The organism is Faecalibacterium langellae, from assembly GCF_002549775.1.
Classification (GTDB): domain Bacteria; phylum Bacillota; class Clostridia; order Oscillospirales; family Ruminococcaceae; genus Faecalibacterium; species Faecalibacterium langellae.
Map to the genome: position 1 here is coordinate 110,803 of NZ_NMTR01000012.1, position 18,700 is coordinate 129,502.

The window sequence follows — 18,700 nt, forward strand, 5'->3', positions numbered from 1 at the left end:
TTCCCGATCGTTGCATTTGACCTTTAAAAAATAGCACTTTGGCGGCGTTTTGTCAAGCACCGGAGCCGCCCAGCAGCGCGGCGGCAAGGCCCTTTGCGGCCAGCTGCCCGGCGTAGAGGGCCTCGTTCAGGTTGTTGCCGTGCCCGCCGATCTCGATGAGCAGGCTGCCGGTGGTCAGGTCCTGGTTGTAAAACCGGTAGCTGAACAGCACCGGGCGGGTAAAGCCGGGGTACATGCCCTCCATACTGCGCTCCCACGCGGCGGCAAAGCGGAGGTTTTGCCGCCAGTTCGGCAGCTGGACCGTAGTGCCGTTGTCGCACCCGCAGATGATCATGACTTGCGCCGCCTGCCGCCCTTCCACGGTGCACACCGGTGCATAGCGAGAGCCGGATTCCGACTCAATGGCATCCCGGTGGACGTCCAGCACCACCTTGATGCTGGGGTACTGGGCCAGATACTGCTGCACCACGGCCCGGCTGTTCGCGTAGCTGCCGGTGTAGCTGGGGTAGTCGTTCAGTGTTTCGTCGTGCAGGGTGTTGATGCCTGCCGCGTTGAGGGTGTCGGCCACCACCCGCCCCACGGCACACATGTTGATGCTGCGGTCGGTGCTTCTGGCTCCGTCGCCGGGGGAGAACCACAGCCCGGCGGAAAGGCGGTAGTCCTCAGTGGCGTGGGTGTGCATCACCAGCACCTGCGGGTCCGGGCTGTTCGGCTCGATGGCAAAGGGCAGCGGATTTGCAATTTCCGCGGCAATGTCCGCGGCCGTCTGCCGGGTGTTGTTTTTGATGCTTCCCGCCCCGCAGGGGATGTACTTTTCGCCGCTGCCCTGCGGATAATTCTTTTCAAGAATACTGCCCGCGTCCGCCGGGCGGGCGTCCTCGCCCAGCAGCGGCACGAGATAGTCCTCGATGCTGCCGGTGAGCGCCTGCACCGTCTGCGGGACGGAGGACGCCGCCGCTTCCGGGGCGCTTTCCGGCGCGGGGTCTGCCTGCACGGACGCGGCCTGCTGCGCCTGCGCCGCCTGCTGCCCCAGCGCGATCACCGTCTGCACCGCCGGGATGGGCGCGGCCAGCAGCGCCGCCAGCACCAGCACTGCGCTGCGGGCAAAAATGCACAGCGCCGCAAACAGGGCGGCGGCCTCGGTAAAGGGCAGAAGCTGCCCCGGCTGCCGCGTGGGCAGCGGTGTCCGGCTGCGCAAAGGCGGCACCTCCTTTCGGCATTCGATACCCTTATTGTATGCCGGGCGGGGTGCAAAATAGCGCAAAACAAAAAGCCCGTGCACAAACGTACATGGGCCTGGGGATGTTATTCGTGCAGCCCGGCCAGCTGTGCCGCCAGCTGCTGCATGGCCTGCCGTACCTCGGCGGGGGCGGTCACTTCCACCTTGCCGCCAAAGCCGCACACCCAGCCGTAGAACTGCGGGCTGACGCACACCGGCACATCGAAGTGGAAGCGGGTGCCGTCTTCTTCCGGCACGAACAGCGGCGTTTTGCCAAAGCGGTCACGCATGGCGGCTTCCAGGTCGGCGTCGCACCGCAGGGTGACCCGCCGCTCCGGCCCGCCGTACATGTTGAAGTGCATCCGCAGGTAGGCGGGCAGGTCGAACTGGCGAAACTCGGCTTTGCCGCGGCGGCGGGCGTCCAGCACCGTCACGCCGGACATGCGGTCCACCCGATAGTTGCGGATGCCCACCGGCTCTTTCTCGTCCTGGTAGGCGATGAGGTAATAGCAGCCGTTCTCCCACGCCAGCTGCCACGGGCTGACGGTGCGGGTGCCGCCCTTGTAGCCAAAGCGCACCATTTGGCCCGCGCTGATGGCACTGTGCAGCGCGTCGATGCTGTACAGCAGGGTGTGGCTCTCGGTTTTGGGGCGGCCGTCCACATACACCTGGCGCTGCAGCTGGGTGGCCTCGTAGTCCGAGCACAGGGCTTCCAGCTTGTGGATGAGCTTGTTGCTGGTGCGGGCCGAGATGACCTTGCTGGACTGCACGGCGTCCACCAGCAGTTTGAGCTCCGACAGCTCAAAGGTGCGGCTGGCCAGCCAGTAGCCGCCGCCCCGCCCGCGCTGCAGCTGGATGTCGTAGCCCAGGCTGCGCAGGGTGTCGATGTCGCTGTAGATGCTCTTGCGCTCGGCGAAGATGCCCTGCTGCTCGAGCAGCTGCACCAGCTGCGGCACGTTGAGCAGATGTTCTTCGTCGGTCTTTTGTTCCAGAATGCGCAGCAGCGTCAGAAGCTTGGATTTCTGGCCTTCCTGCTTGGGCATAGCAATACCTCCGGCTTTTATTTAAGCCTTCTCCCAGTCGGGGGAAGGTGCTGAACGCAGTGAAGCGGATGAGGGCGCAGCAGCTTCGCCTTATTCCGGCAGCTTTTTGTCAAAGGCCGCGCGGCGCTGGGTGGAAAGGCGGAACATCTGTTCCAGCTTGTCCCGGTCGTCGGACACAAGGGCGTTGCGCATCTGCTGCAGCGCCGCGTCGAACTGGTCGATCTCGGAAATGAGGTTCTCCTTGTTCCAGAGGAACAGCTCAGCCCACATTTTGTCGTTGATGCGGGCAATGCGGGTCAGGTCGCGGAAGGAGTCGCCGGTGTACTCGCACAGCGAAGTGTTATCGTTGGCGCACATCAGGCTCACGGCGATGGCGTGGCACAGCTGGCTGACGTAGCCGATCATCTTATCGTGTTCCTGCACGGTGAGGGTGCAGATGTGGTGGAAGCCCAGCACTTCGGCCAGCGCTTTCGCCCACTGGATGGCTTCGGGGGTGTTCTTTTCCGTCGGCGTGATGATGAAGTTGGCCGGGGCAAAGTTCACCTCGGCGGCGTGCTCCACACTGGAGGTTTCGCGGCCTGCCATGGGGTGGCTGGCGATGAACTCCACGCCCGCCGGGCACATGGCCTGCACCGGCTCCACAAGGCCGGTCTTCACGCCGGAAACATCCGTAAAGATGCAGCCGGGTTTGATCAGCTGCCCGTAGGTCTTGAACCACTCGAGCAGGGCCGTGGGGTACAGGCCGAAAATGATGTGGTCGGCACCGCGCACAAGGTCCTCAAAATCGTGGGTCTTGCCGCTGGCAATGTAGCCGTGGTCGAGGGCGTACTGCAGGTGCCCCTCACTGCGGTTGATGCCGTCCACATGGAAGCCGGCTTTGGTCAGCTCCAGCGCGTACTTGCCGCCCAGCAGGCCAAGGCCCACCACGAGATAACGTTTCGTTTTATCCAGCATATTCCACCTCCGCGCCCAATGGCTTGATGGCATCAAAAAAGTTCGGCCAGCTTTTCGTGATGGCCTCGGCGTCGTCCACGGTCAGCGCAAGGCCGGTACTCAGGGCCAGCACCGCAAGGCTCATGACCACACGGTGGTCGTTGTGGCCGTGCAGGGTGCCTGCCGGGGCGTGCAGCTTGTCCGCGCACCCGTGCACCGTGATGGTGCCGCCCTCGCTTTCCAGCACGCCGCCGCAGGCCCGCAGTTCGGCTTCCATGGCCGCGATGCGGTCACTCTCTTTCAGGCGCAGGCGCTCGGCGTTGCGGATGACCGTGGTGCCCTCGCACAAAAGACCCAGCACCATCAGCACAGGGCCGAGGTCCGGGCAGTCGGCCAGATCAATATCGACACCGTGCAGCGGAGCTTTTTCAAAAGCGACGCCGCTTTCGGTGCGGGTGAACTGTGCCCCGCATCGGCGCAGGATGTCCAGAAGGACCGCGTCGCCCTGCAGCGTCTCCGGCGCAAGGCCGGTGATGGTCACGCCGCCGCACACCGCGCCCAGCACCGCCGGGAACGCGGCCTGACTGTAGTCGCCCTCCACGGTGTAATCGCAGGGATGGTAGTGCTGATTGCCCGGCAGGAAAAGGGTGTTCTCGTCCAGCCACCGGCTCTGCACACCAAAGGCGGCCTGCACCGCGCGGGTCATGTCGATGTAGCTGCGGCTTTCCACCGGCGGGATGAGGTGCAGGGTGCTGTCGCCGGAAAGCAGCGGCAGCGCGAACAGCAGCCCGCTGATAAACTGGCTGGACACGTTGCCCGCCAGCCGGTATTCGCCGGGAGTCAGGGCTCCTTCCACGGTCAGACCGGCAGAACTTTGCTCAAACCGTAAATTCTGCTCCCGGTATAACGTCTCGTAGACGGACTGCGGCCGTTCCATCAGCCGCCCGCGGCCGGTGAAGGAAACTTCCTGCCCGGTGAGGCTGGCGATGGGGATGAGAAAACGCAGGGTGCTGCCGCTCTCGCAGCAGTCCACCGGGGCGGCAAGGGGCAGAAAATGCCCAAGGCCCTCCACCACAGCATCGTCTCTGCCGGTGTGCACATTGGCGCACAGCTGTGCCGCCGCGCCGAGGGTGGCCGAGATGTCCTTGCTGAACTCGAGGTTCGTAATGTGGCTGCGGCCCTCGGCCAGCGCCGCGCACAGCACCGCCCGGTGGGCCATGCTCTTGCTGGGCGGGGCCGTAATGGTGCCGCTGATTTGATCGGAAGCGCGTTTGATCGTTGCAGTCATAGGCCGTTACAGATCCCGGCCGATGGCCCACGCCACCTGACGGCATTTTGCCATGGCCTGTGCAAAGCCGTCCGGGGTCAGGCACTGGGCACCGTCGCTCCAGGCGTGCTGCGGGTCGTAGTGGACCTCCACTTCCAGACCGTCGGCACCGGCGGCCACGGCAGCGATCATCATGGGCTCGACCAGATTGGCTTTGCCGGTGGCGTGGCTGGGGTCCACGATGACGGGCAGGTGGGTCTTTTCGTGGATGATGGGCACAGCAGACAGGTCCAGCGTGTTGCGGGTGTACTTCTCGAAGGTGCGGATGCCGCGCTCGCACAGGATGACCTGCTCGTTGCCGCCGGCCATGATGTACTCGGCGCTCATGATCCACTCCTCGATGGTGTTGCACAGGCCGCGCTTGAGCAGCACGGGCTTGTGCATCTTGCCCACGGCCTTGAGCAGCTGGAAGTTCTGCATGTTGCGGGCACCGATCTGCACCACATCCACGTACTCCTCAAACTCGGGGATGCGGTCCTCGCTCATCAGCTCGGAGACGATGGGCAGGCCGGTGGCCTCGCGGGCCTTCACCATGTCGAGGATGCCCTCGGTCTCCAGACCCTGGAAAGAGTAGGGAGAGGTGCGGGGCTTGTAGGCACCGCCGCGGAACAGGGTGGCACCACCAGCCTTGACGCCCTGTGCGATGCGCAGAGCCTGCTCCTCGCCCTCGATGCTGCAGGGGCCTGCCATGACGGCGATCTTTTCCTTGCCGCCGATCTTCACGCCGCCGCAGTCGATGACCGAGTCTGCGGGGTGGAACAGGCGGTTTGCGCGCTTATAGGGCGCGGACACGCGGGTGACGTTGTCGATCCACGGGTTTGCCAGCACGTCGCGCTCGTCGATTTTCGTCGTGTCGCCCACAAGGCCGAACACGTTGTAGTCCTTGCCGGTGATCAGGGTCACGTCCAGACCCTGCTTCTCGAATTTGTCAACGATCTTTTCCAGTTCGGGCTTCGGGGTCCCTTTTTTGGTGGAGATGATCATAAGAGTGTTTCCCTTTCCTTTTACATCACAATATGTGCCTTGCCGGTGCCGTCGGCCCGCAGCAGCTGGGCCAGATACAGGCAGGCGTGCAGGTAGCCCTGCGGGCCTTCGCCGATGAAGTGGCCCTGACAGCCAAACGAGACAACGTCCGTCTGGCGGAAGGGCTCCCGCTCGTCGGGTGCGTGCAGCATCACTTCCACGGCGGGCACGCCGCACAGCCGCAGCGCGTCCAGAATGGCCACGCTGTAGTGGGCATAGGCGCCGGGGTTCAGCACGATGCCGTCCACCCGGCCCGCGGCTGCCTGAATTTCGTCCACAAGGTCGCCCTCGTGGTTTGTCTGGCAGCAGTCGGTCTCGATGCCCATCTGGTCGCAGCCCGCCTGCACATAGTCCATCATGGCGTTGTAGTCCAGCTCGCCGGGTACGCCCGGCTCTGACCAGCGCATGATGTTGACATTGGGGCCGTTAAGAATCAAAAATTTCATCAAGTGCCTCCATAGCGGCGCGCAGGGCTTCGTCCAGCGTGCCGTTGTTGGGAATGACGGCGTCTGCCGCCGCGAGGTACAGCGGACGGCGCTGGGCTTCCATCTCGCGCAGCGCGTCCATGCTGGAAGAAAGCGGGCGGTCACCGCCCACAGCCAGCGCTTCCACCGGCCGGTCAATGAACAGCACCACGCCGTTCTGGTGCAGGGCCCGCAGGTTTTCGGGCCGCTTCACCGCACCGCCGCCGCAGGACAGCAGCTGCCGTCCCTCCTTGCCAAAGCGGCGGGTCTCGGCGGTCTCCCGGGCGCGGAAGCCGTCCTCGCCTTCGGCGGCGAAGATATCCGGGATGCTGCAGCCAGCCGTTTTGACGATCTCCTCGTCGAGGTCCACGAAGGTGCGGCCCAATTGCTTTGCCAGCATTTTGCCGAGGGTAGTCTTGCCGGAAGAAGGCATCCCGATGAGGGCGATGTTCAGCAGGTCCCGGCGCAAAGCGGCGGTGATGCGGCGGATCTCGCCCGGCGCATCCTCAAACTTGCGGCTGAGGAAGTATTCGGCGGCATACACCGCCTGCGCCACCAACATTTCCAGGCCGCCCACGGCCACCGGCACACCGGCTTCCTCGGCACGGAGAATGATCTCGGTCTTGTCGGGGTTATAGACCACGTCCACCACGGCTTCGAGGCCCGGCATGGCGGCCACGTCCAGGTTGCACACGCCCACATTGGGGTACATGCCTGCCGGGGTGGTGTTGATGACGATCTGCGCGCCGCTGCGGGCGGCTTCGGCATAGCTCAGCTCGCCCTTCTCCGGGTCGGGGTGGCGGCTGACGGTGAGCACCTTGGCCGCGCCCTTGTCGCGGGCCACGGCGCTGGTGGTATTGTGCGTACCACCGGTGCCGAGGATCAGCACGGTGCGTCCGGCAAAGTCCACGCCGTGGGCGTCGCACAGGTAGGCGAAGCCCATGTAATCGGTGTTGTAGCCGTAGAGCAGACCATTTTTGTTCACCACCGTGTTCACCGCCCCGATGGCCTTGGCCCGGGGGTCGATGTAGGAGCAGTATTCCATCACCAGCTTTTTGTAGGGAATGGTCACGTTGATGGCCTTGAACTGCCGTCTGGTCAGAAACGCCCGGGCTTCTTCCTCGGTGGGCAGGGGGCACAGGTCGTAGTGGTAGCCGCAGAGCATCTCGTGGATGATCTTGGAGTAGGAGTGGCCGAGTTTTGCGCCAATGAGTCCGTATTCCATTTACTCGTTCTCCTTTCGGAAGGTGGTGGGGCGGGTCATCCAGGCTTCGCCGTAGCGGGCTGTGAGCAGATCGCCCACCGCAAGGGCGGCGGCGCAGGTCTGCACGATGGCGGCCCGGGGCACGATGCAGGGGTCGTGACGGCCCTGAATGGACAGCTGGGCGTCTTTTTTGGCGATGTAGTCCACAGTGTCCTGCTGTTTGTAGATGCTGGGCGTGGGCTTGATGACGGTGCGGAACACCACCGGCATGCCGTTGGCAATGCCGCCGTTGACGCCCGCGTTGTGGTTGGTGGCAGTGACCACGGCCCCCTCCGGCGTCATGCGGAAGGCGTCGTTGGCTTCGGAGCCGCGCATCTCGGCAAAGCCGAAGCCGGTGCCGAACTCGATGCCTTTGACGGCCGGGATGGAAAAGGCCAGATGGGCAATCTCGCTCTCCACACTGTCAAAATAGGGCTCGCCGATGCCGGCGGGCAGGCCGAGGATGGCGGTCTCTAACATGCCGCCCACACTGTCGCCCTCGGCCCCGGCGGCACGGATGGCGGTCTTCATGGGGTCTTCCACGGTCTCATCCAGCACCGCAAAGCCCTCGGGCTTGCTGGCAAGGGCTTCCACCTGTGCGGAGAGCTGGGCGGCATCGTCCAGCGCAAAGCGGGTATCCGCGATGCCCGCACATTCTGCAATGTGGGTGGTGATGTCGATGCCGGCACGGTTCAGGGCCCCCAGCACCACGGCCCCGCCCGCCACGAGGGCGGCGGTGACCCGGCCGGAGAAGTGCCCGCCGCCCCGCGCATCCTGAAAACCGTGGTATTTGGCATAGGCGGTGTAATCCGCGTGGCCGGGGCGCAGCAGGTCGGCGGTCTTGGCGTAATCGCCGCTGCGGGTGTTCTGGTTCTCGATCATCAGGGCAATGGCGGTGCCGGTGGTGTGGCCGTTCACCACACCGGACAGAAACTGCACCGTGTCCGCTTCCACGCGGGGGGTGGAAAGGCCGTCGCCCCGGGCGCGGCGCTTGTCCATGCAGGCGGCGAGAAATTCTTCGTCCACCGGCACCCCGGCGGCCATGCCGTCCAGCACGGCGCCGACGGCCCATCCGTGGCTCTCGCCGAAAATGGTCAGCGAAAGGTCGCTGCCAAAGGTATTTTTCATGGTGTCAGTCCTCCATGCCCAGCAGGGGACGCAGCCCCTCCACGGGGATGGTCTCGGCCCGCCAGCAGCCCAGACCCGGCACCTTGATCACCGTGATCTGGCCGCCCTGGGCCTTTTTGTCGTGCAGCATCTCGGCCAGCACTTTTTCCTTGTTGTAGGTGGTGCGCACAGGCAGGCCAAGGCGGCGGTACACCGCGCGCACCCGCTTCTGCAGGGCTTTGGATTCGATCATGGGCAGCATACCCAGCGCCACGCACTCGCCGTGGAACAGGCCCACGGTGCGGCGGCCCTTGATGCCCTTGACGGCCTCGATGCCGTGGCCGATGGTGTGGCCGAAGTTGAGGGCCTTGCGCATCCCGCGCTCGGTCTCGTCCTGCTCGACAATGTTCTTTTTGAAGCGCAGGCTGCGGCAGATGATCTCGCCGATCTGGGCGTCCACGTCGCCGCTCTCAAAGATGGCGAACAGTTCCGGGTCTGCCAGCAGACTTGCCTTGACGGCCTCGGCCAGACCGTTGATGAAGTGGCGGCGGGGCAGGGTGGCGAGGGTGTCCGGGTCCACGATGACCAGCTTGGGCTGCCAGAAGGCACCTACGATGTTCTTGGTGTCGCCGAGGTCCACGGCGGTCTTGCCGCCGATGGAGGAGTCGATCATGGAAAGGGTGGTGGTGGGGCAGTTGATGAAGTCGATGCCGCGCATGTAGATGGAAGCGGCAAACCCGGCCAGGTCGCCTACCACGCCGCCGCCTACGGCAATCACCAGATCGCCGCGGCCCATGCCGAACTCCAGCATCTGGCGCAGCACGGATTCCAGAATTTTAAAGCTCTTGCTGGCTTCGCCCTGCGGCACCGTGATGATGTGGGCATCCTTGCACTGGTCGGCCACCATCTGGGCGTACTGTGCGGGCACACCGCTGTCGGTGACGACGGCCACCCGGCGGTCCAGCCGGGCAAACTGGTACAGGTTTTCCAGCGAGCCGCTCTTGACGATGATGTCATAGCTGCGCTCGCCCAGATTCATGGTCAGCTTGGTTCCGATAAATTCACTCATTTGGTATACACTCCTAACAGCCGCACGGTCCGGCAGGTGCGGTCAAGCTCGCGCAGCAGCGCGGCGGTCTCGTCGGCGGTGGGGTCGCCCACCAGCTCGACGTAAAAATAATATTCAAAGGGCACATGGGGCATGGGGCGGCTCTTGATGGACTCCATGTTGAAGCCGCTGGCACCGATGATCTGGATCACTTCGCCCAGCTTGCCGGGCTTGTTGTCCACGGTAAACAGCAGCGAGAACCGGTTGCCGCCCGTGGGCTTTTCGCGGCTGAGCACGATGAAGCGGGTGGTGTTGTCGCCGTCGGTGTTGATGCTGGGCACCAGCACTTCCAGCCCATAGAGAGCCGCCGTCTCCACGCTGGCTATGGCGGCTTTGGAAGCGTCGCCGCTCTCGGCCACGAACTTTGCGGCCATGGCGGTGTTGGCCATGGCGGTGGCAGGCAGGCCGAACTGCTTCAAGAAAGTCTCGCTTTGGGCAATGGCCTGCTGGTGGCTGTAAACATGCCGCAGCTGGTCGAGCCGTGTGCCCGGCAGCACCAGCAGATTCTGCGAGATGGGCAGGTCGTACACATCCACCACCCACAGGTCCGGGTGGTTATAGCACAGGTCCAGCACGGCGGAAACATCGCCTGCATGGCTGTTTTCAAAAGGCACGACGCCGTGAGCGGCATCGCCGCGTTCCACGGCATCGAACACCTCATCCCAGGTGGGATAGCTCACGGCCTCGGCGTGGGGGAACAGCGCCTTGAGGGCGATGTGGGCAAAGGCACCCTCCACGCCCTGATAGGCGGCGCGGTTCTGGCCCAGCACCACGGCTTCGTACTGCTTGGCTACGTCCATCAGGTTCTGCACATGGTCTTTATAATAGGGCCGCAGGGCGGCATCCTGAATGCGGGCGGCCGATTTTTCCAGCACAGCGGCCTCGCGGGCGGCGTCGTAGATGGGCAGGCCGTGGGCACGCTTATACTCTGCCACCTGCAGCACAGCGGCCATCCGCCGCTCAAACAGTGCGGCCAGCTGGGCGTCCACCGTGTCGATCTCAGTGCGTGCCTGTTCCAGTGCGTCCATGGGTTCACATCCTTTTGTATGGTTGATAAATACCATCAAGATAATAGATACCCAGTAAGTATACCATAACCGGGACAGAGAAACAACAAACGGCCCGCGATTTCAAGGTGGAGAATATTTCAAATCAGCTGGCCGTAAAAAGACGAAAATTGCAAAGGAGTCGAGTAGAAAAAGTTTCGGCCTTTCCGGGAAATGCTTCGCCGGGCGGGGAATGTTCTCTTTTGCCGCACAAAAGAGAACCAGAAAAGCGCCAGCGATTTCGACGCGCTGGACCCACGAACTAGGGGCTGCTCGCCCCTAGTGACCCCAAAGCAGAAGTCGAAGCGGAAAAATGCTAGCCGCTTCGCTAAACGCATTTTTCGCGCTTCTCCGATTGATAGGCCCCTCAGCCGCTGCGGCGGCAGCTCCCCGCAGGGGAGCGGGTGCGCCCTCTCCGTCACCTTCGGTGACACCTTGTCCCCTTTTTGTCGCTGCGCGACATCTTCCCCCGACCGGGGGAAGTCTTTCAAAGGGAGAGGCAAGAAACACTCCCTCCACAGTCTTGGCTCTCCCTTCGGGAGAGCTGGCGCGAAGCGCCTGAGAGGGTTCGTTCCCCAACTGACGCGATGCTCCCCGCAGGGGAGCGAGTGCCAGCAGATGCCGTCTGCAGTTACGACCCTTCCCGTGAAAAAGCAAACAAGCCAGTCCTGCAGGGCTGGCTTGTTTGCAATATAAAAAATATTTTTCCTCTGAAGATGGCCAAAGCAACGCGGCGGCCATTTTCAATCGTGCCGCTTTGCCAAAAGCTCCTCCCGGCTGCGGGCCTTACCAAAGTATCGCCCATAGGGGTTGTCCAGCACTTCGGCCAGCGAGACCGGCACCTCCGGCTCCTGTTTTGGCACCGGTTTTGCGGTGCGGTCAAAGCGGAACCGCTTCGCAGACCCGCCGCGCTTCACCCGGAACCGCATCTCAGCCTTCCTCCGTCACGGTGGAGACAGCCCCGGCGGTCAGGGCGTTCCACAGGTCTTCGCCGCCTTCCAGCAGGTCGGCAGAGTCCTTGTTCCATGCGCCCCGGATGCCGATGTAGTAGTGGCTCATCAGCTCCTGACTGCTGCCGCTGGCGCTCTGCACCGCGTCGGACGTGTAGTCGCCCAGGTCCAGGCCCACCAGCACCGGGCAGTCGGTCCAGCGGTAGACCATATTCCACCAGTCGCTGTCCGCGTCGGACTGCGGCAGGCTGCCGTCCAGATAGCGCAGGGTGCCGGTGGTCTGCTGGAATCCCGCCGGGTCGTACAGGATGAAGATGGAGCTCAGCGCACCCTGGATGTCGGTGGAGAGCTTGGTGGTGCCTGCCATGTCAAGGTAGGCGTCCGAGTCCTCATTGCCGAAGTCCATGGTGTAGACGTTCAGCTTCACCACCACCTTGCCGTCGCCGTTCAGGTCCTCACCGTAGGCGGCAAGGGCGTCCTGCAGGGCGGTCTGGGTGGCTTCCGGCAGGTAGTGGGGGGCCACCACCGCCACGCGGTAATCGGGCTTGACCGTGAAGAAATACTGCCCGATGAAGTTGTAGCCGAAAAACGCCACAAGGATGCCGAGAATGATCACCCACTTGAGGTTATAATCCCACCAGTTGGCCCAGCGCTCTTTGCGGGTATACTGGCGCTGCTTGCGGGGCTTGAGGTCCTTCGGGTCGATGTCGCGTTCGTAACGGTAGCTTGCCATAGAAAAACTCCTGATTTGATGATTTACGGGCAGCGGGGTCGCCCTCTCCGTCTGCTCCCGTTGGTCGCATCCACCTATCCCAGAGGGAGAGGCAAGGCCCTAACGGTTACGTTCTTGGCTCTCCCTCTGGGAGAGCTGTCGAGCAGCGCGAGACTGTTCACCTTTTACAGCTGTGCCAGAATCGTCTGGCGCACGGCGTCGGGCAGCTGCTTCTGCTCGGCCTTGCTCATGCTGGCCGTCTGGATAGGCGGCAGCACCTTGATGTGCACGCTGCCCGGGTGACAGCGGTTGCCGCCCGCCTCAAACAGGGCCCGTGCGCCGGTGATGGCCACCGGTACCACCGGGGCACCGGTCTTCACGGCGATGCGGAAGGCACCGGCCTTGAACTCCCCGGCACCGCCTTCTTCGCCCTTGTAGCGGGTGCCCTCCGGGAAAATGATGAAGCTCTTGCCGCCCTCCACGATGGCGGTGGCGTCGTTCAGGGCGCGGACGGATGCCCGCAGGTCGTCGCGCTGCACGAACACGCAGCCCAGCAGCTTCATCCAGCGGTTCAAAAGCGGGATCTTTTCCAGTTCTTCCTTCGCCAGCACGCCGTGGGGCTTATCCAGGCTTGCCAGCAGCAGCGGGATGTCATAGTAGCTGCGGTGGTTGCCCACGAACACGCAGGCGGTGTCCTTTGGGATGTTCTCCAGCCCTTCCACCACCAGCGAGACGCCGGTCACCTTCAGGATGCCCCGGCTCCAGCGGGGGATGTTCTTGTTCACAAGTTCTTCCACCAGCTGCGTATCGCCCGCAGCCAGGGCACGCTCGCCCCGGCGCAGCGCGCCGTAGTGAACGATCATGTAGCCAAACAAATAAATAAACAGCGCAATCGTGCGGAAAATGCTCATTGCGGTTTCCTCCCTCCGGCAAAATATGCCATTGTCATTGTATCACACTTTTTTGCAAATAGGTGAAAAATATAATTTTTTTTACAATTGACTGTTCCCGTCCTCTTGCAAAATTGACAAAATGCAGGTATATTTATAGTTGTAAAGCCAGCACAATGGCACTTTCTGCGTGAAACGCCGTCCGCGGGCTTCAAGGATCAAGAGAAAGGTACCGCATAAAATGGGTCTGTTTCCTTCCGCAAATGACTTCAAAGAGGGCAAGGGCGTCGAGAAGGACGCCCCCCGCAAGACCGGCGTAGGCCGCTTTTTTGAGCTGGTCGGCCGCGATATGAACAGCATGTTCCTGGCGAACCTGCTCACCTGCCTGGGCTTTGCCCCGGTGATCTGCCTGGTGTACATCGGCTTTCTGGCAAACAGCCTGCCGGTCATGCTCATCAGCGCGGTGGCGGGCGGCATCCTGGCCGGGCCTGCCCTTGCCGGCATGTACGACACCGTGCTGCGCGCCCTGCGCGACGAAGCCGGCTACTGGTGGGTGACCTACCGCAAGGCCTTCAAGCGCAACTTCAAGGCCAGCATCGCGCCGGGCATCTTCTACTGCGTGGTGGTCACGCTGCAGATTTTTCTTGTGTATTTCTGCTTCAACATGCTGAGCCAGGGCGTCAACGTGGGCGTGCCGCTGTGGGTGGCCACGGTGCTGAACCTGGTCATCTTCCAGATGCTGTTCGCCTACATGTGGCCGCAGATCGTGCTGCTGGACCAGCCGCTGGGCCTGACGCTGAAAAACAGCATCAACTGCATGATCGCCTTCCTGCCCCACGCGCTGGCGGCTGCCATCGTGCAGGTGCTGTTCTGGGGCGTGGTGATCCTGTGCATGCCGCTGGGCCTGCTGCTCATGCTGGTGTTCGGCTTCTGGTTCGTCACCGAGGTGTCCTGCCAGATCGTCTACGGCGACATCGACCGCGTGTTCCACATTGAGGAGAACATCCGCAAAATGCGGGACGCCGAACTGGAAGAAGCCCTGAAAGAGGACTACGCGCCCGACGAGGACGACACCGAAGAATAAACCCCACCGCTTTCACGAAGGGAGATGTGCCCCATGGAACAACGGAATAATCTGGTTTTGCAGGGCACCGAGACCTTCTCCCGCGGGCAGCTGGACAACCTGGCGCTGGAAAACGGTGCCCTGGTGCTGGACAGCGTGGCCGGGCGCAGCCTGCAGTATGGCAGCTACACCACCCCGGAATTTGCCATGCCCGCCTTCTGCAACCTGAACGTCAGCTGGAACGCCTTTGCGCCCCACAACACCATGGTGGAAGTGCGCTGCCGGGTGTACGCCGGAGGAAACTGGACCGGCTGGATGAGCTTTGGCAAGTGGGCACCGGGCTACCCCCGGTGCAGCACCAGCTCCCAGAGCGACGACGGCATGATCTTTCTCATGGGCGACACGGTCACGGTGGCCACGCCCGGCGGCGGCACCGGCGTGCAGCTGCAGGTGAACCTTTCCACCAACGACGACAAAGTCTCGCCCGCCGTGCGGCTGCTGGCCGCGGCGGTGCGGCCCCTTGCGTGGGAAAAGCGCAACGGCCACCCGATCAACCGGCGGCTCTATCTGCCGGAATACTGCCTTTCCGCCCACGACCCCAGCTTTGGCCGCAGCATGGACCTGCCGCTGGTGATGGCGGCCCTGATGAACTGCTGGGGCGAGGACATCCTGCCCGAGGAAGTGGCCTACGTCATGGAGGACATGGCCCACAGCACCACCGCCAACGCGGCCTTTGCGGCGGCAGCGGCGGGCTGCTGCGGCTACCCCTGCTGGCAGGCCTGGATGGACCTTGCCGACCTGCGGGCGCAGATCCACGATGACTGCTGTGTGGCAGTGCAGGTGGAGCGGCGTGTCCGCGGCCAGCGGGACCCGGTGCGGGTCTGGATGGGCCTGCGGGGTTTCGGCCACGACGACGCCGTGATGGCAGACTATGTGCTGCTGAACGACCCCACCGCCGACTCCAACGGTGCAGTGAACTGCACCATGGCGCTGGTGGATTTCATGCGTTACTTCACCGGCCGCGCCATCGCCCTGCGGGCAAAGCCCCGGGACATCGAGGCCAACCGCCCGCGGCGGCTGCGCTGCGAGCTGGTGCTTGGCGGCGAAGACGGTGTTTACTTCTTTGAACAGCACGGCACCCGCGACCCGCTGCCGGAAAGCTTTTCCGGCTGGATCGCCTGCGCCCCCCACGACGGGGTGGCCCACGCCACCACGGCCCACCGCACCTTCTGCCGCATGGAGCGCACGCCGGAGGGCGGCATCCGCTTCCCGGCGGCGCAGCTGGCGGCGGGTGGACGCTGCAGCGTCTACGCTGTGGACCAGACCGGTGCCATGCGGGTGGCCGAGGTGCGGCTGCCAAAGCCGCGCCCCGCGCCGGAAAAATCAGCTCCCCAAGTACAGGCACAGCCGGCAGACTGACCGGCTGCGCCCGAGGCGATAAAACATACATAGGAGGAACACATTATGGCAAAGACGATCATCACTTTGGGACGTGAATACTGCACGGGCGGCCGTTACATCGCAGAAGATGTGGCCAACGCACTGGGCGTCAAGCTTTACGACAAAGAGCTGATCACCCTGGCTGCAAAGCACTCCGGCCTGTCGGAAGAAGCCGTTGCCGCCAGCGAGAAACGGCACACCCACAGCCTGCTGTACAGCCTGTACACCATGGGCAACGAGCTGCCGCTGGGCGATCAGGTGTTCATTCTGCAGAGCCGCATCATCAAGCAGCTGGCCGAGGAAGGCCCCTGCGTGATCCTGGGCCGCTGCGGTGACTATGTCCTGCGGGAGCGCAAGGATGTGCTGCGCGTGTTCGTGTATGCGCCCAAGGACTGGCGTCTGGAGTACGCAAAGACCAATCCGCTGGTCAAGGCCAAGGACGAAAAGGGCATCAAGGAAGAAGTGGAGAAGACCGACCGCAACCGTGCGGCCTACTACAACTACTACACCCAGAACCGCTGGGGCGATGCCCACAACTACGATCTGGCCATCAACGCAGCCCTCGGCCGCGAGACCTGCGTGAAGATGATCCTGGACGCAGCCGCCGCCAAGGAGAAGACCCTGGGCTGATGCCCGGCGGCCCGTCAAAACGGGCACAATAAAACAACGCTGCAACGTGGGTAGGGTGCGCAAGCGCCCTGCCCACGTTTCGGGCAACGAGAAATGCTTACGCATTTCTCGTTGCAATAAAATCCCTTGTAACCCCAAGTCAAAAGGAGCAATCGTGGAAACAAAGCAATCCCAAACCTCTCCCGCCGAAGCGCGGGAAAACATCATGGGCACCATGGAGATCAACCCCCTGCTGGTCAAGCTCAGCGTGCCCATGATGATCTCCATGCTGGTGCAGGCGCTGTACAACGTGGTGGACTCGGTGTTCGTGTCCCATGTCAGTGAGAGCGCCCTCACCGCCGTGTCCCTCGCCTTCTCGCTGCAGAATGTGATGATCGCCGTGGGCGTGGGCACCGGCGTGGGCGTGAACGCCATGCTCTCCAAGAGCCTGGGCGAAAAGAACCAGCGCCGGGCCAACGCCACGGCGGAAAACGGCATCTTCCTGTCGCTGTGCAGCTTCGTGGTGTTCCTCGTGGTGGGTCTGACCTGCATGAAGCCCTACTTTTATGCACAGACCAGTGATGCGGCCATTGCCCGGCAGGGCATCCAGTATCTTTCGGTCTGCTGCATCTTCAGCTTGGGCCTTTTCACCCAGACCATGGGCGAAAAGCTGCTGGCCGCCACCGGCCGCACCCACCTGAGCATGATCAGCCAGCTGGTGGGTGCCGTGGTCAACATTATTCTGGACCCCATCTTCATCTTCGGCTACTGCGGCGAGGCGCTGTCCGGCACCACGGGCGCGGCAGTGGCCACCGTCATCGGCCAGTTCTGCGGTGCAGGCATGACCCTGTTCTTCAACCTGAACAAGAACCCGGACATCCAGATCAGCTTCAAGGGCTTCCGCCCCAGTCTGAAAGCCATCGGCCGCATCTATACGGTGGGCCTGCCCAGCATCGCCATGCAGTGTGTGGGCAGTGTGATGACCTTTGGCATGAACCTGATCTTGATGACCTTCTCGGCCACGGCGGTGGCGGTGTTCGGCGTCTATTTCAAGCTGCAGAGCTTCGTGTTCATGCCCATCTTCGGCCTGAACAACGGCATGGTGCCCATCATCGGCTACAACTACGGTGCCCGCCAGCCCGACCGCGTGAAGAAGACCATCAAACTGGCCGTGTGCTACGCCGAGTGCATCATGCTGATCGGTTTCTGCATCTTCCAGTTCTTCCCGGACAAGGTGCTGGGCATCTTTGCCGCCAGCGACGCCATGCTGGCCATCGGCATCCCGGCGCTGCGCATCATCTGCCCGCACTTTCTGCTGGCCGGCATCGGCATCGTGATGGGCTCGGTGTTCCAGGCGCTGGGCAACGGCGTGTTCAGCCTGATCGTCTCGATGTGCCGTCAGCTGTTCGTGCTGCTGCCGGCCGCATGGCTGCTGGCACAGACTGGCAATGTCAACAATGTCTGGTGGGCCTTCCTCATCGCTGAGATCGTCAGTGTCCTGCTGAGCCTTGCCTTTTTTGCCCGCATCAACAAGACCATCATCGCGCCCATGTACGGCCCTGCCGAATGAGGGCGTGAGCAAAAAGCCGAAAGGAACGTGAACGCTATGGTAAAAAAGCTGAAGTGGAATCTGATCCTCATGAGCCTGCTGTATCTGGGTCTGGGCGTCTTTCTGGTCATGAAGCCCAGAACGGCCCTCAACGTCGTGTGCTATGCACTGGGCGGTGTGGTGCTGGCCTGCGCAGCCGTGCAGCTCATTCGCTACTTCGTGGTGGAGCGCGGCGTGTTCCAGAGCCAGCTCACCCTCATCTCCGGCATCGTGTGCCTTGCGCTGGGCGGCTTCCTCATCCTGCGCAGCGACATCGTGGTGAAAATTCTGCCCATCGTGTTCGGCCTGTTCGTCATCTTTGACGCCATCGGCCGGGTGCAGAACGCGCTGGACCTGCGCCGCTGCGGCTACGACAGCTGGAAGGGTTTTCTGGCCCTGCCGGTGCTCAGCGTGGTGCTGGGCGTGGTGCTCATTGCAAACCCCTTCAGCGCCATGGAAACGCTGGTGATGGCCATCGGTATCATCCTCATCGTGGAAGGCGGCATCAACCTGCTCAGCGCCCTGTACACCGTGCTGGCGGTGCGCCGCTTTGCAAAGCTGCACCCGGAGACCCAGTCGGTGCTGGAGGCGATCACCGGCGAGGACCTGAACGGTGACGGTGTCATTGCGCCGGACGTGACCCACGCCGACGCCGAGGCCACCGCCGTGGAGCTGGACGAGGTGGACGAGAGCGCCACCGTGGAGCGGGAAGATGAGGAATAAACCCTCTCAGGCGCTTCGCGCCAGCTCTCCCGAAGGGAGAGTCGAATGCGCTGTTTTGATGATGTCTTCAACTCATACGGTGAAGAAGTATGTTCCCTCCAGGCAGGAGAAAGGCTCCCCCTTCGAGGAAAGACTTCCCCCGGTCGGGGGAAGATGTCGCGTAAGCGACAAAAAGGGGAATCTGGCAACGCCGTCAGGCGTTGGCTGAGAGG

Annotated in this window: 18 protein-coding genes and 1 other annotated feature (1 of these 19 cut by a window edge); of the genes, 5 read left to right on the forward strand and 13 right to left on the reverse strand. The window is 62.9% G+C overall.

The annotated features are described in order from the left end of the window. Window positions 1-20: a binding site (T-box leader), on the reverse strand; it reaches 238 nt to the left of the window's first position. A 32-nt stretch (window positions 21-52) separates the two neighbouring features. From spoIIP to CGS49_RS04900, 13 genes are all read right to left on the reverse strand, one after another. Then, the gene (gene spoIIP / locus CGS49_RS04835; RefSeq protein WP_097800777.1) at window positions 53-1,198 is read right to left on the reverse strand and encodes a stage II sporulation protein P; all 1,146 of its coding nucleotides are present in this window, start codon (window positions 1,196-1,198) and stop codon (window positions 53-55) included. 107 nt (window positions 1,199-1,305) lie between these two features. Continuing rightward, window positions 1,306-2,262 (reverse strand): helix-turn-helix transcriptional regulator, encoded by a 957-nt coding sequence (locus CGS49_RS04840; RefSeq protein WP_097800778.1) that lies wholly within the window; start codon window positions 2,260-2,262, stop codon window positions 1,306-1,308. A gap of 90 nt (window positions 2,263-2,352) precedes the next feature. Next, window positions 2,353-3,216, reverse strand: a complete 864-nt coding sequence (locus CGS49_RS04845) for a prephenate dehydrogenase (protein WP_097800779.1) — start codon at window positions 3,214-3,216, stop codon at window positions 2,353-2,355. Then, window positions 3,206-4,483, reverse strand: coding sequence for a 3-phosphoshikimate 1-carboxyvinyltransferase (gene aroA, locus CGS49_RS04850; protein WP_097800780.1), 1,278 nt, complete (start codon window positions 4,481-4,483; stop codon window positions 3,206-3,208). Before aroA ends, CGS49_RS04845 begins: the two co-directional genes overlap by 11 nt. Before the next feature lie 6 nt (window positions 4,484-4,489). After that, window positions 4,490-5,506 (reverse strand): 3-deoxy-7-phosphoheptulonate synthase, encoded by a 1,017-nt coding sequence (aroF, locus tag CGS49_RS04855; RefSeq protein WP_097800781.1) that lies wholly within the window; start codon window positions 5,504-5,506, stop codon window positions 4,490-4,492. 20 nt (window positions 5,507-5,526) lie between these two features. Further along, window positions 5,527-5,991 carry a type II 3-dehydroquinate dehydratase gene (locus CGS49_RS04860; RefSeq protein ID WP_097800782.1) on the reverse strand — a complete coding sequence of 155 codons (465 nt, stop codon included), beginning with the start codon at window positions 5,989-5,991 and terminating at the stop codon, window positions 5,527-5,529. Next, the gene (locus tag CGS49_RS04865; protein WP_097800783.1) at window positions 5,972-7,234 is read right to left on the reverse strand and encodes a shikimate kinase; all 1,263 of its coding nucleotides are present in this window, start codon (window positions 7,232-7,234) and stop codon (window positions 5,972-5,974) included. Before CGS49_RS04865 ends, CGS49_RS04860 begins: the two co-directional genes overlap by 20 nt. Beyond that, on the reverse strand, window positions 7,235-8,380 hold the full coding sequence (gene aroC, locus CGS49_RS04870) for a chorismate synthase (protein WP_097800784.1): 1,146 nt from the start codon (window positions 8,378-8,380) through the stop codon (window positions 7,235-7,237). A 4-nt stretch (window positions 8,381-8,384) separates the two neighbouring features. Further along, a complete protein-coding gene (gene aroB, locus CGS49_RS04875) occupies window positions 8,385-9,428 on the reverse strand; it encodes a 3-dehydroquinate synthase (protein ID WP_097800785.1) in 1,044 nt (347 codons plus the stop codon). Further along, the gene (locus CGS49_RS04880) at window positions 9,425-10,495 is read right to left on the reverse strand and encodes a bifunctional chorismate mutase/prephenate dehydratase (protein ID WP_097800786.1); all 1,071 of its coding nucleotides are present in this window, start codon (window positions 10,493-10,495) and stop codon (window positions 9,425-9,427) included. Before CGS49_RS04880 ends, aroB begins: the two co-directional genes overlap by 4 nt. A gap of 761 nt (window positions 10,496-11,256) precedes the next feature. Continuing rightward, the gene (locus tag CGS49_RS04890) at window positions 11,257-11,442 is read right to left on the reverse strand and encodes a hypothetical protein (protein ID WP_097800788.1); all 186 of its coding nucleotides are present in this window, start codon (window positions 11,440-11,442) and stop codon (window positions 11,257-11,259) included. A gap of 1 nt (window position 11,443) precedes the next feature. Beyond that, the gene (locus tag CGS49_RS04895; RefSeq protein WP_097800789.1) at window positions 11,444-12,196 is read right to left on the reverse strand and encodes a hypothetical protein; all 753 of its coding nucleotides are present in this window, start codon (window positions 12,194-12,196) and stop codon (window positions 11,444-11,446) included. A 164-nt stretch (window positions 12,197-12,360) separates the two neighbouring features. Then, entirely contained in the window at window positions 12,361-13,086 is a 726-nt protein-coding gene (locus tag CGS49_RS04900) for a lysophospholipid acyltransferase family protein (protein WP_097800790.1), read from the reverse strand. A gap of 220 nt (window positions 13,087-13,306) precedes the next feature. Between CGS49_RS04900 and CGS49_RS04905 the strand changes: the two genes are divergently transcribed. From CGS49_RS04905 to CGS49_RS04925, 5 genes are all read left to right on the forward strand, one after another. Further along, window positions 13,307-14,149: a DUF624 domain-containing protein gene (locus CGS49_RS04905; RefSeq protein ID WP_097800791.1), complete on the forward strand. Its 843-nt coding sequence runs from the start codon at window positions 13,307-13,309 to the stop codon at window positions 14,147-14,149. A 33-nt stretch (window positions 14,150-14,182) separates the two neighbouring features. Beyond that, a complete protein-coding gene (locus CGS49_RS04910) occupies window positions 14,183-15,547 on the forward strand; it encodes a hypothetical protein (protein ID WP_097800792.1) in 1,365 nt (454 codons plus the stop codon). Window positions 15,548-15,592: 45 nt separating this feature from the next. Beyond that, window positions 15,593-16,198, forward strand: a complete 606-nt coding sequence (locus CGS49_RS04915; protein WP_097800793.1) for a cytidylate kinase-like family protein — start codon at window positions 15,593-15,595, stop codon at window positions 16,196-16,198. A gap of 154 nt (window positions 16,199-16,352) precedes the next feature. Continuing rightward, window positions 16,353-17,747, forward strand: coding sequence for an MATE family efflux transporter (locus tag CGS49_RS04920; protein WP_097800794.1), 1,395 nt, complete (start codon window positions 16,353-16,355; stop codon window positions 17,745-17,747). A 36-nt stretch (window positions 17,748-17,783) separates the two neighbouring features. Further along, window positions 17,784-18,488: an HdeD family acid-resistance protein gene (locus CGS49_RS04925; protein WP_097800795.1), complete on the forward strand. Its 705-nt coding sequence runs from the start codon at window positions 17,784-17,786 to the stop codon at window positions 18,486-18,488. Window positions 18,489-18,700: the final 212 nt, after the last annotated feature.

Coding starts and splice junctions, on each gene's coding strand:
- aroC (WP_097800784.1), bottom strand. CDS start 8,380: ATGAAAAATACCTTTGGCAGCGACCTTTCGCTGACCATTTTCGGCGAG.
- CGS49_RS04890 (WP_097800788.1), bottom strand. CDS start 11,442: ATGCGGTTCCGGGTGAAGCGCGGCGGGTCTGCGAAGCGGTTCCGCTTT.
- CGS49_RS04915 (WP_097800793.1), top strand. CDS start 15,593: ATGGCAAAGACGATCATCACTTTGGGACGTGAATACTGCACGGGCGGC.
- aroB (WP_097800785.1), bottom strand. CDS start 9,428: ATGAGTGAATTTATCGGAACCAAGCTGACCATGAATCTGGGCGAGCGC.
- aroA (WP_097800780.1), bottom strand. CDS start 4,483: ATGACTGCAACGATCAAACGCGCTTCCGATCAAATCAGCGGCACCATT.
- CGS49_RS04840 (WP_097800778.1), bottom strand. CDS start 2,262: ATGCCCAAGCAGGAAGGCCAGAAATCCAAGCTTCTGACGCTGCTGCGC.
- CGS49_RS04860 (WP_097800782.1), bottom strand. CDS start 5,991: ATGAAATTTTTGATTCTTAACGGCCCCAATGTCAACATCATGCGCTGG.
- CGS49_RS04910 (WP_097800792.1), top strand. CDS start 14,183: ATGGAACAACGGAATAATCTGGTTTTGCAGGGCACCGAGACCTTCTCC.
- CGS49_RS04845 (WP_097800779.1), bottom strand. CDS start 3,216: ATGCTGGATAAAACGAAACGTTATCTCGTGGTGGGCCTTGGCCTGCTG.
- aroF (WP_097800781.1), bottom strand. CDS start 5,506: ATGATCATCTCCACCAAAAAAGGGACCCCGAAGCCCGAACTGGAAAAG.
- CGS49_RS04865 (WP_097800783.1), bottom strand. CDS start 7,234: ATGGAATACGGACTCATTGGCGCAAAACTCGGCCACTCCTACTCCAAG.
- CGS49_RS04925 (WP_097800795.1), top strand. CDS start 17,784: ATGGTAAAAAAGCTGAAGTGGAATCTGATCCTCATGAGCCTGCTGTAT.
- CGS49_RS04880 (WP_097800786.1), bottom strand. CDS start 10,495: ATGGACGCACTGGAACAGGCACGCACTGAGATCGACACGGTGGACGCC.
- CGS49_RS04895 (WP_097800789.1), bottom strand. CDS start 12,196: ATGGCAAGCTACCGTTACGAACGCGACATCGACCCGAAGGACCTCAAG.
- CGS49_RS04900 (WP_097800790.1), bottom strand. CDS start 13,086: ATGAGCATTTTCCGCACGATTGCGCTGTTTATTTATTTGTTTGGCTAC.
- CGS49_RS04905 (WP_097800791.1), top strand. CDS start 13,307: ATGGGTCTGTTTCCTTCCGCAAATGACTTCAAAGAGGGCAAGGGCGTC.